Below are 12,883 nucleotides of genomic sequence, written 5' to 3' on the forward strand. Positions count from 1 at the left end.
ATATTTTATATTGCCTTGATACTACTTTTGTACAGTTATTATGCGGCTGTTTTAAATTAGTATTTGTTCTGAATTAAACGGTTATTTAGGTAGTTAAAAGTTATTTTTTATAATTTTTACCATTTTATTTAAATATTGCTAAACCCGTTGCGAGGCGGGGGCGGAAAGCCGCGGGTCTTGTCAGTCAAGACGGCCGGGTTGCCAACTGATTTTATTCGGTTGTTTCTTGGATTGGCACAGGCGAAATTATGACTAATAGACAACAGCATCAGCATGGCGACGCGGTATTTTTCAGATTAAATCCTATTGCGGCTTGCGTAAAGTCGGCAGTCGCCGGCAGTATGCTGATCGCTTTTGTCTCGCCGGTCTGCGCCGAGTTACCGGTGCCCAGCGCGGTTTGGGCCAGCATGGGTGGCGCCAGTCGTTCCGTCATCGGCAATAATATGACCATTAATCAGGAAACCGACCGGGTTATTCTGAATTGGGATAAATTCAACGTCAGTGCCGACAGTTCCGTCGAGTTCAAACAGCCCAGCGCCAGCGCCATCGCGCTGAATAAAATCGTCGATCCCAGTAAAAATCCCAGCCAGATTTTGGGCTCGGTGACTGCCAACGGCCAGATATATTTGGTCAATAAAAACGGTTTCGTGTTCGGTAGGGATTCCGTGGTCAATGCCCGCGGTTTGGTGGCTTCGACGATGGATGTCAGTTTCGAAAAAACCTTTGATAAAGAAACCATCGGCACTGTCTCCAAGGATGGTCGCGCCGCTTTTGTCGGTTCCGGCGATTATTATCAAAAAAATACCGACGGCAGTTTTAAGCTGGATGCTAACGGCCAAAAAGTTCCCATCGAAATCAAAGTGGAAAGCGGAGCGCGGATTAAGTCCGGCGAGGGCGGCCGCATCCTGGTGATTGCGCCGAGCATCATGAACAAAGGCGATGTGGAATCGCCCGGCGGCCAGGTGATCATGGCGGCGGCGACCGACAAGGTGTACTTACAGGAAGCACCTACCGCCGATGACAGAAGCAATAACGATGTGCGCGGCTTGCTGGTGGAAGTCGAAACCGGCGGCAAGGTGGAAAACTTGGGTAATATCGCCGCCAATCGCGGTAACGTCACCTTGATGGGTTTTGCCGTCAAACAAAGCGGCAAGGTGTCGGCAACGACTTCCACCAATGTGAACGGCACTATCCGTCTGTTGGCTAGGGAGGGTTTCACCACCAAGACCGAAGGCGGCGAGACAGTAATAGCCGCCAAGTCCACCACCCGCACGACAGATAAAGGCGATGGTTTGGGGCGTTCCGCACAAGTGACTTTGGGTGCGGGCAGTACTACCGAGATTTTGCCCGAGGTGGAATACATTGAGGAAACGCAAACTCTGGAATCCGGCGAAACCGTCAAGGTGTTGGTGGAGAAAACCGCTGTACCCGGTCAGGTGCAGCCGCAATCTCGGGTCGAGATTATGGCTGATAAGGTGCATTTACAGGCTGGGTCGGAAATTAACGCGCCTTCGGGCAAGGTATCAATTACCGCGACCAAATCGCCGTTAAATCCGGTTGCCGACAACAGCCTAAAAAACGATAGCCGGATCCTGATCGATGCCGGCGCGAAAATCGATGTTTCCGGTACCGATAAAGTCATCCGCACCATGGAAAGCAATGTCTTGGAAGTGGAGTTGCGCAACTTTGAATTGAAAGACGCGCCGCTGCAAAAGACCGGGATATTAAAAGGTAAGACCGTCCTGGTGGACATCCGAGAAGGTACGCCGCTAACCGATATTGCGCCTACCGCGGCGGGGATTGGCCGCACGGTCACCGAACGGATGGTTAACGGCGGCGAGATCGCGCTTAACTCCGAAGGCGATGTCATCTTGGAAAAAGGTGCGGTTCTGGACTTTTCCGGTGGCGAGATTACTTATCTGGATGGCTTTATTACCACCAGTAAACTGCTAGCCAATGGCCGCTTGGTCGATATTAGCGAAGCCGATCCTTTAGTGTCTTATGAGGCGATTTACGGTGAGGTGGTGAAAAAATATCAAAAATGGGGCATCACCAAAGTCTGGAAAATCGACGGTCCATTCACGCTGGCGCGTTTCGAACCGGGTTATGTGGAAGGCCAGGACGCCGGCAGCCTGATGATTCGAGCCAACAACGCGATTTTAGACGGCGAGCTATTGGGTAAAACCACTAACGGCAGGCGGCAGCGGACGCTGGCCGAGCAGGCCAAAGGCAGCCGTCTGACGGTCGATACCGCGTTTACGCTGAATAATGCACAGGCCTTGATTTTTTCCGCTGGCGTGCAAAACAGCATTGATTTGGATATCGACGAGGCCTTGCCGGTCGGAAATGACGGCTTGGCCATGGCTCTGGCCGTGGATGCTAACAAACTCATCGACGGCGGCGTGCATACTGCGGTGTTTAAAACCAACGGTAAAATCAGCGTTGCCGAGAATGCGACTTTGCGCTTGGCGGCCGGCGGTAATCTGACGTTACAAGGCGGCGCGATTGACGTGCGCGGCAATATCGTTGGTGCCGGCGCCACGGTAAAACTGCAAACCGCCGAAACCAACGCGCCGGGATTGCAAGGCGAGATTAACCTGGCTGCCGGCGCCAAAATAGATTTGCGCGGGGAATGGATTAACGATTTCGCCCAGCCTGAAAATCTTGACGGCAAGACGGTGGCCATAGACGGCGGTACCTTTATTGCCAAGGCCATGGGTAATGGCGGCGGCGTGAATTTGCGGGCCGGCAGCTTGATCGACATCAGCGCCGGGGCCTGGTTGCACGAAGACCGCAGGCTGGAAGCCGGTAAGGCGCAAAGAAACACCGGCGAGGGTGATACTTTTAAAGAGGGTGGTATTGTGTTGGTCGCCGAACCTGCGATAGACAAGACCGGCGCCAACGTGTTGCTGGATGGTGTCATGCACGCTTATGCCATGCAACAAGGCGGCGGCTTTACCGTAAAAGCCAATGCGGTAGCCATTCGCCGGGAAGAGACGCCAAGCATAGGCGATGGCGGCGTGCAGCCTTTGCAAATCGCTACGACGTTTTTCGGCGAAGGCGGCTTTGCCGAGTTCGATATCGGCGCAAATCTGAACGGATTGACGGTGGACGACGGCGCCAATATCCAGCTGCGCCAACAGAACAGAGTACTAAATAACACCTATCTGGAGCAGGCTAACGCTGACGGTATCGAGGCATTCTCGGATTTGACGACCTTGTTGCCGGAACTGCGCGCACCCAGCAAATTGACCTTGCGAGCCGATCATGCCGCCGGAATTAATGCCAACAGCAATTTGCTGGTGGCTGCTACCGCAACGATTAACGCCGACGATTTAAGCAGCGTTACGCTGGAGTCCGATTCGTCCCTGGTGCTGGATGGCCGGATCGTCGCACATGGCGGTACCGTGGCTCTGGATATTATTCCCGATCAAAGTGAGGTCGATCCGCAATACCAGCAGAATCAAGGCATCTGGCTGGGCAGCACTGCCCGCATCGATGTGTCCGGCAGCAGTCAAATTACCGTCGACGGCTTGGGCCGGCGTATCGGTAAGGTGTTCGACGGCGGCAAGGTAATTGTCGATGCCCAACGCGGCTTTTTTGCCTCCCAGGCCGGCTCTTTGATCAATGTTTCCGGTAGCCAAGACATCCTGGATTTACCGGTTAATAGTCCCGCCGCGATAGGCGCGAGTTTTGCCGCTACGCTAGTAGGTTCGCATGCCGGCAGTATCAATATTACCGCCGCCGAAGGCGCGTTCCTGGACGGCGATATGCAAGCCGCCGGCGGCGTTGCGCCAGGCACCTCCGGCGGCAAACTGTCGGTGTTTCTTAACGTAGACAATCGTGCCGATCCGGATGTAGAAAACTCAATCTTTCCGCGCGCGCCGCGCATTTTGAAAATCTCCCAGGAACGCAATGTACCGTTTTCCGCCGTTTTTTCTAAACCCGGCGATTCATTACCCAAGAAAGATTCGCCCGGTGATCGGCTGACCGGCATTGGCTATCTGGCTGCCGAGCAGATTAGCGAGGGCGGTTTTAGCTCTCTGGATCTGGCCGTATCCGGAGAGAAGGGTGAGATTCGTTTTACAGGCGATGTCGATCTGCAACTGGATAACGCTGTTGCTTTGGATGCAGTCAATTTCGGTTGGGAGCGGAAAACCGCCGCCGATACCGGTAATGTGCAAATCAGTGCCACCACCGCGACCTTGGGGTCGGATAGCTATCGCGCACCGCTAGTAAATACCAGCAACGGCGACGGCAGATTGGCGGTTAATGCCGATTTAATCGATTTGGTCGGTGGCTCGGTAACGACCGGTTTTAATACGGTTGATCTTGCCGCCGCTGGCGATATTCGCCTGAAAGGGATACGGATCGACAGTAAGGAACTGGATTTTGTCGGCGAATTTAAAACCTTTTCCAAGCTTAATTTAACTGCGGCGCAGGTTTATCCCACCTCCTTGACCGAGTTTACCTTGGCGGTTGCCGGCGATCCGAACGGCACGGTGACTTTCAACAAAAGCGGTCATGCAACGCCGGTGCTGTCTGCCTTGGGCAGTTTGACCGTGCAGGGTCCGAATATCGTCCAAAACGGCGTGCTCACCGCGCCATTGGGCGAGATTGTTTTGGATGCGACAAAATCGGTGACCTTCGGCGCCGACAGCATGACGTCGGTTTCGGCCAAGGGGCAAATTATCCCGTTGGGCGTGACGCAAGGCGGCCTGGAATGGCTGCTGCCCTTGGCCGGCACCGGCAACAATCTTAACGTGGTCAACCCCGATCTGAAACCGGCTGAAACGGATAAAAAGCGGGTATTTGAAAGCCCCGAGAAGAAAATAACCGTTAAAGCCGCGCAAATCCTTCGGGAAGACGGTGCTTTGGTGGATTTATCCGGCGGCGGCGATTTATTGGGCTTCGAATTTATTCCCGGTGATGGCGGTTCGGTAGATGTTCTTGATACTGATCAGCGCTTTGCGGTCGTGCCGGGTATGTCCGGTTATTCGCCGTTCGACCCGAAATCGTTTCCCGAATCAGGCCTGAAAACCGGCGACAGCATTTACATCGGTGCCGGTAGCGGCCTTGCCGCCGGCTACTACGCCTTACTGCCGGCTCGTTACGCCTTATTGCCGGATGCATTTTTGGTGTCGCCGGTCGCCGGCAGCGCCAATGCCATTCCCGGTACCAGTAGAACCCGGGTCGATGGCGCAGCTGTCGTCACCGGCTACCGCAGCGTTGCCGGAACAGACATCCGTGATCAGTATTGGTCGGAGTTTGTCGTCGAAGCCGGCAGCATCGCGAAAACCCGCAGCGAATACAACATCAGCTCGGCCAACCAGTTTTTCGCGGATAGAGCGGTAAATAAAGAACTGGCGATTCCGCGTCTGCCGCAAGATGCCGGGCAATTGGTGCTAAACGCCAAAACCCGTCTGGAGCTACCCACCGTGGTGGCCGATGTAGTCGAGGGCGGACGTGGCGGCTTGGTCGACATCGTGGCGGATAAATTGGCCTTGGGCACAACCGCCGCAACCGACGATGTTGAATTGTTGGTTAGCGACCTGGATAAGTTTAGAGTGGATAGCTTGTTGCTCGGGGCGGTGAGAAGCTTTGATGCCGCGACCGGCCACACCAAGCTGGATGTCATCGCCAAGTCGGTGACGCTAGCCCAAAAAACGACCTTGAAAGCACCGGAGGCCTTGCTGGCTGCTAGCGAAACCGTCACGCTTGAACAGGGTGCCAAAATCGAAGCCAACGGCGCGGTTGCGGATACCGATGGCGAAACAGTGCTGGAGCTGAACGGCGACGGCGCCTTACTGCGCGCATCGGCGGGCAAACAGGCAACGATCAACCGAACCGGCGCCAAGGGCTTGAAAGGCGATCTGACTATAAATGCCGGCGCGGTCATTTCGGCCGGCGCGGGCTCGGTGGCGCTGGACTCGACACGGCGGACCAAAATGGCCGGCGAATTGAATCTGGCCGGCGGTTCCTTGTATCTCGGCGCGGAAACTATCAACCTCGGCGAAACCGCCGGCGTATCGACTGGCCTGTCGCTGGATAATACTCAGCTCGCGCACTTGGCCGTTGACGAGCTGGTGTTGAGCAGCCGGGGGATGGTCAATTTGTACGGCGAGTTATTGCAAACTGACGCGCTGGGTCAGCCTTTCCAATTCGGTGATTTACGTATCGACGCCTTGGGTCTGGCCGGCAAAGCCAATGCCGGGAAAACTCTGTCTTTGAGTGCGAAAACCCTGAGTATTGCCAATAGCAAGTCTACGGGCAGTGTTTTGGCGGGCGACGGCAGCGGGGTATTGAATATCAATGTGCAACAGCTGCTGCTGGACCAAGGTAAATTCCAGCTGTCGGGATTTGCCGCAGTGAATGTTAATGCCGGCGAGCGTATGTTGGGCAAAGGTGACAGCACCTTAACCGCATTGGCCGACTTGAGCGTGAACACGCCGTTTGTCAGTGCCGAGAACGGCGCTAAAACCATCATCAGTGCCAGCGGTCATAACTTGTCGCTCACGGGTGGCAGCCAGGTGCTAACCGCTTCTACCCAAGGCATAGCTGCGCATTTACTGTTGGAAGCCGATAGCATTGGTTTGAACACGGCTTTGTTGTATCAAACCGGTAACGTGTCCATGAACGCTTTGCTGGGTAATGTGACCTTAGGCGGGAATGCTTTGATTGATGTATCCGGTGCCGTGGCGTATGCGGGTTTAAGCAAACCGGTGAATCTGTCCGGCGGCAAAATCAGTTTGAGTTCTCAACATGGCAATGTCAGCGCCGAAGCAGGCAGTAAGCTACTGCTAAACGCCAGTAACGCCGAGATACTGGCCGGATTGTTGTCCGCGCAAGCCGGCACCGGCCAGGTGCAATTCAACGGTTTTATCGATGCTCATGGCGTCGGTAAGGCCAACGGTGGCCGGGTCGCCGTTGATACCGGCAGTTTGAGTGCGGGCGGCTTTAGTGCTTTAAATGCGGTGTTTACCGCCGCTGGTTTTAGCGGCGCTGTCGAACTGAGAACCCGCAGCGGCGACATTGTGGTTGAGGCTGGGCAAACTGTGAGTGCTAATGCGATCAATCTGAGCGCCGACACCGGCAGTATCAGCATTGCCGGCACCTTGGATGCTGCGGGTGCGAATGGCGGTTCGGTGACTTTGGCGGCGGAAGATCTGCTGACGCTGAATAGCTCGGCGCTGATTCTAGCGAACGCGCAAGCGGCGAACGGCAACGGCGGCAAGGTGAGTTTGTCGTCTATCGATGCGTCCGCCGATGGCGCCGGCATTGACATCCAGCCCGGCGCGCGCATCAACGTTGCAGCGGCTGGAGCCGGCGTAGCGGGCGAGGTGTATTTACGTGCCGACCGCGACGATACCGACGGCGACAGTCTGGCGGACATTAATGTCAAAGCCATCGCCGCCGGTACTATCGTTGGTGATACCGACGTCACCGTTGAAGGCGCGCGTCTTTATAACAACAGCCGTATCGCCTCCGCCGAGCAACAGGCGATGCATAACGATAATCTGGCCTATATGAGCGATTTGGCGGCGGCCAATGTTGCTAACAGCCGCTTCGGCGCCGGCTTTACCATTATCCCTGGCATAGAAGTTCGCAGCAGCGGCAATTTGACCATCGCCGAGACCTGGGATTTGGGAAAACTCGATAGCGGAGAAGCCTGGCGTTATGGCGCGAACAACGATCTGGTTGGGGTGTTAACGCTTAGAGCGAAAGGCAATTTGTTAATCAATGCCAATTTGAGCGACGGCTTTTCCACCGGCGTTTTGAATTCCGCCAGTTTTGGAGCGATCAACGTCAGCGATTATTTGCAAACCGGTGCTTCATGGAGTTACCAGCTGATCGGCGGCGCCGATTTGAATTCGGCCAATGCGATGACAGTGCTGGCCTCTGCCAGTCTGTTGACCAGCGCCGGCAGCGGCGACGTCAGTTTAGCCAATGATGTCAGCGTGCGGACCGGCACCGGCGATATTGATATTCGCGCGGCCCGCGACTTGGTCTACGGTAATGCAAGCTCTTCAATCTACACGGCGGGCCGCGCGGATGCCGACGACGCTAAACGCTGGGGTAGCGGCGGGCCGGATTTAGCCGCGCTGTTCTATGCCGAATATCCCGTGGATGGCGGCGATATCAGCATTCAGGTCGGGCGTGATATCGATGCCAAACCTAGTGCGCAATTGCTCAGCGATGCGTTGGTACGCACCGGCGATTGGTCCAACAGTAATCAGCACAGTACGGAATTCAACTCGGAACGTCCGACAGCCTGGGGCGTGGCCTTGGGTATCAGCGACTCAAGTGGCTTTTCTCGTCAGCATCAGCAAAGCGTAACCGCTTTCGGCGGCGGTAATGTCCGCATCAGCGCGGGCGGAAATGTCGAAGACTTGTCGGTGATGATCCCTACCACCGGTAAACAGGTAGGTGAACGGGATACGCCGGTGGCGGATGCCACTGTTATCACGTTCAAGACCAATGTGGTCGAAGTGAACGGCGGCGGTAATCTGCAATTGCAGGCAGGTGGCGATATCGCCGGCGGCGTGTTTTATGTGGATGGCGGGGCGGCGGATATTTATGCGCACGGATCGCTGAAAGCCGGCACCAACAAAGGGCTGAATCCGATACTGGCTTTGGGCGATGCGCAGTTTAATGTCGTCGCCGGCAAGTCCATGGCCCTAGAAGCGATTGTCGATCCGATGTTCGTGACCTTGCCGGATTCGGTCGATTTGATCAATGGCTCGTCGAATCGGTTTTTCCGCTACAGTACCGACAGCAAGGTGACATTGACCACGCTTTCCGGCGACCTTGGCCTGGAAAACGACATAGCCAGTTTGAAGAAGGCCACCAATACCAATATTTCCGAAGGCTTTTTGGTTTATCCCGCCGGCCTGCATGCCTACGCACTGAACGGCAATATTGCCGTGGACAAGAGCTTCACCTTGTACCCATCGGCGCAGGGTGACTTGGAGTTATTTGCGGCTGAGAATTTAACCGGTAAGGGTAATCCGCGGATTATTTTGAGCGATGCGGAACCAGCGGCATTACCTAGCGCCGCATTGCCTTTCGTCGGGTCTTCCTTAACCGACTTGGACAATGTGCTGAAGGTTCTGGATATTCAGCAACCGCAATCGCCCACCGCGATACATGCCAGCACGCCTCTGCACGCCAATGACCCGAATCCGGTGTTGATTAGCACCGACAGCGGCAACATCGGCCGTATCGACGATGACATCGTATTCGTATTAGCCAAGCCCGCCGAGGTTAGCGCCGGTCAGGATATTGTCCGCGCCACGTTCAATATTCAACATAACAACGCCGACGCTGTCAGTATCTTTAATGCCGGCCGGGATATTCGTTACACGATTAATATTCACCCCGATACCGGCAATATCATCGAAGCCGATCAAGGTATAGACGTGGCCGGTCCCGGTCAACTAACCGCGCTGGCGGGCCGGGATGTGAATTTGGGATCGTCCATCGGCATTACTTCGTCGGGCGATCAATCCAATGCCGCGCTGGCGGATGATGGTGCCAACATTACCGTGATTGCCGGTTTGGCTGGCGGTGCGCTGAACAGCAACGGCTTTGCCGAAGGGTTTATGCTCAACTCGGGTAAATACGTCCTGGAAAATCAGCGTTACCTGAATTTGTTCGTGCAGGAAATGCGCAGCATCACCGGCGACTCTTCGTTAAGTGTCGATTCCGCCAAACTGGCATTTAGCGGGCTTTCCACGGTGGATAAGGCCCGCCTGGACAGCAAGCTGTTAAGCGTCGTGCAAAGCGTGTTTTTGCAGGAGGTAAAAGCCAATGCAAGCACGCTGGCCAAAGCCACTACCAAACAGGCTCAGGATCTGGCCGAACTAAAATTGCTGGCTACCATCGAGTCGCTGTTCCCCGGTACTACCTTGTTGGCAGGCAATAGCGATTACCGCATTGATGCTGCGAACGGCATTGTAGTTAACGCCGATACCAGTGCCAGCAATATCTTGAACAGTCTGAATGCCGCGTTACAGCAAAAGATCGAGGCGGAGTTGGCACGGCAGGGTAAAACCTTTGCCAGTGCTAGCGACCGCGAGAAAGACGACGCCCGCGAACTGGTCAGGCCCAAGCTGGGCAATATTTCGCTGTTCTTGAGTTCGATACAAACCAAGGACGGCGGCGATGCCAATCTGTTTACTCCCAATGGCGGCATTACCGTGGGTTTGGCGACCGCCGATATTGGTTTGGCAAAGGAAGATGACGAGTTGGGTGTGATCGTGAAAAAGCAGGGGGAGGCCAATCTGCTGGCCCGCAACGATATCGATGTGAACATTCAGCGCGTGGTGACTTTGGGTAACGGCAATATTACCGGCGGTTCCACTGAGGGCGATGTCGATGCCGGTCGTAGCGCGCAAACCGCATTGGCGGCTCCGCCGCTTAAAGTCAGTTACGATGCGGCGGGTATGCCGGTACTGGAAGTATCGCCGGTGTTGCAAGGTGGCGGTATCAGAACGGTGGGAGCAGGGGACGTGTTGTTGTTTGCACCGCGCGGTATCATCGACGCCGGTGAAGCGGGTATCAGAGGCAATAACATTACGCTGGCGGCAACAGCCATCGTCGGCGCGGATAATATCGATATCGGTGGTTCTGCCGTAGGTGTACCGGTCGCTGCGACCGGTAGCATCGCGGCCGGTTTGACCGGCGTCAGCAACGTGGCGGCTGCGGTCGGCAAATCGCTGGATAGTACCGGCAGCGTCGGCAAGGACGCAGCCGAAAAACTGGCTAAGGCAGCGACCAACACCTTGGGTATCTTGAGCGTGGATATTCTGGGTTTTGGTGAATAACCCGCTTAGTCACCATTCAGGCTGACAATGGCTGAATTGCCCGTGTTCGCAGCGGGCAGTGGGCGTGTCGGCCTGCGCTACATCGGTCGGATTAATACTATTTTTTCCCGTTTTTTCGATTCTTTCCCGCTCGTCATAATCATGTAAAAAAACGTTGGGATAATCCAGTTTATGTTTTGATTTGAGAGTGATCATGAAACGGATTGTGTTTTTAGTAGCGGCCCTGTTAGCCATGCCCGGACTGGCGCAAGCTTGGTGGAACGACGATTGGGGTTATAGAAAGAAAATAACCATAGATGCCCAGCAATTGCAGCAGGGCGGCGTGACGCCGGTAGCGGAGGGCTTGGTGCTGGTGCGACTGCATACCGGCAATTTCAGCTTCTTCGCCGATTTGGGCGAGAATGGCAAGGATTTGCGCTTCATGGCCGGCGACGACAAAACGCCGCTGAAGTTTTACATAGAGAAAATCGATACGGTCAACGAGATGGCTTTGATTTGGGTGAAATTGCCCAAGGACATTGCTACGGCCGATGAGCCGATGTTCTGGATGTATTACGGCAACCCCAAGGCTGTGGATGCTCAGGAATCTGCGGGGATATTCGATGTGGCGCAGGCGGTTGCCTATCACTTCGAGGCCGGGCCGGTGAAAGACGCCACGGCCTACGCCAATCAACCGGCCACCGCTACCCAAACCGTTGTGGAAGGTGGAGCCATCGGCGAAGCGGGCGGTTTTAACGGTAGTCAATCGATACGCATTGCGGCAACGCCTGCGATTCAAATGGCAGTCGAATTTGGCTGGACCGTTTCGGCATGGGTCAAAATTGATCAAGCCCAAACCGACGGGGTGATATTCGCGCGCGATGGGCTGATTTTATCTGTTAGAGGTCAAACCCCGGTTTTGGAGGTCAATCGCAAGCAGTTGGTCAGTTCCGCCGATCTGAATTTGGCCACTTGGCAGTATTTGTCGGTCGCCGGGAATAAGGACGGTTTTACCTTGTATGTGGACGGTAAACCGGTCGGTATCTTGCCGGCCAGCGTGCCGTCGCTGTTGGGCGATATGAGCATAGGCGCGGCTGTGGACGGTTCGCGCGGCTTGGTCGGGGCGATCGACGAATTCGGTATCGCCAAGGTCGCTCGCGACCAGAATTACCTGCAATTCGCGGCCATGATGCAAGGCCAGTCGTCGGCGTTGTTGAATTACGGCGAAGACAGTACGCCCGACAGCGAAGAGGGCGGCGAGTCCTATCTAATGTCGACGCTGGATAACGTTACCGTGGACGGCTGGGTCATCATCGGTATTTTGGGTGTGATGTTTATCGTCAGTACCTTGGTGATTGTCAGCAAGGCGATTGTGTTGAACCGTACCCGCAGTGAGAACAAGAAATTCGAAGAGGCTTTTAGTCAATTAGGCGCGAAAAATATCAGCAATCTGGATCACCAGGACGAAGACGGCCAGGAAGATTATGACGAATCGCCGTTACTGCTGTCCTTGACCGGTAATCATGCGGCGTTTGCCGGTTCATCGATCTACCGGATTTATCACGTTGGTGTGCAGGAAATGAACAAACGTCTGGCCAAAAGCGTGGGCGCCGAAGCGGCCGAACAGGGCTTGTCCGCGCAAGCCTTGAACGCCGTCAAGGCGTCGATGGACGGCGTGCTGGTACGCGAACTGCAAAAACTCAATTCGCAAATGGTGTTGTTGACCATCGCGATTTCCGGTGGACCGTTCCTAGGCCTGCTGGGCACCGTGGTCGGGGTCATGATCACGTTCGCGGCGATTGCCGCCAGCGGCGAAGTCAACGTCAACGCCATCGCGCCCGGTATCGCCGCGGCCTTGGCAGCTACCGTTGCCGGCTTGGGCGTAGCGATTCCGGCGCTGTTTGCCTACAACTACCTGGGCAGCATGATCAAAGCGGTGACTGCCGACATGCATGTGTTCGTTGACGAATTCGTCGCCAAACTCGCCGAGCAGCATAGCTAATCAAACATTCGTAGGGTACGCAATGCGTACCTTGCCAAAGTCTGCCGGTACGCGCTGCGTACCCTACGAAAACACG

The 12,883-nt window shown here is 55.2% G+C and carries 2 protein-coding genes and 1 riboswitch; both genes read left to right on the top strand.

Annotated features, from left to right (window positions below; translation table 11 throughout):
• Positions 1–127 precede the first annotated feature (127 nt).
• A riboswitch (cyclic di-GMP riboswitch) is annotated at positions 128–206 on the top strand.
• Between the two features lie 42 nt (positions 207–248).
• A complete protein-coding gene (locus ACWAU0_RS14885) occupies positions 249–10,826 on the top strand; it encodes a filamentous hemagglutinin family protein (RefSeq protein WP_458137121.1) in 10,578 nt (3,525 codons plus the stop codon).
• A gap of 193 nt (positions 10,827–11,019) precedes the next feature.
• Positions 11,020–12,807: a DUF2341 domain-containing protein gene (locus ACWAU0_RS14890; RefSeq protein WP_458137122.1), complete on the top strand. Its 1,788-nt coding sequence runs from the start codon at positions 11,020–11,022 to the stop codon at positions 12,805–12,807.
• The last annotated feature ends 76 nt before the right edge of the window (positions 12,808–12,883 follow it).

It is taken from the genome of Methylomonas sp. Uni0009 (genome assembly GCF_054188105.3).

Bases quoted from the DNA above. Each gene is read 5' to 3' on its own strand.
- ACWAU0_RS14885 (WP_458137121.1), top strand. From the start codon at position 249: ATGACTAATAGACAACAGCATCAGCATGGCGACGCGGTATTTTTCAGA.
- ACWAU0_RS14890 (WP_458137122.1), top strand. From the start codon at position 11,020: ATGAAACGGATTGTGTTTTTAGTAGCGGCCCTGTTAGCCATGCCCGGA.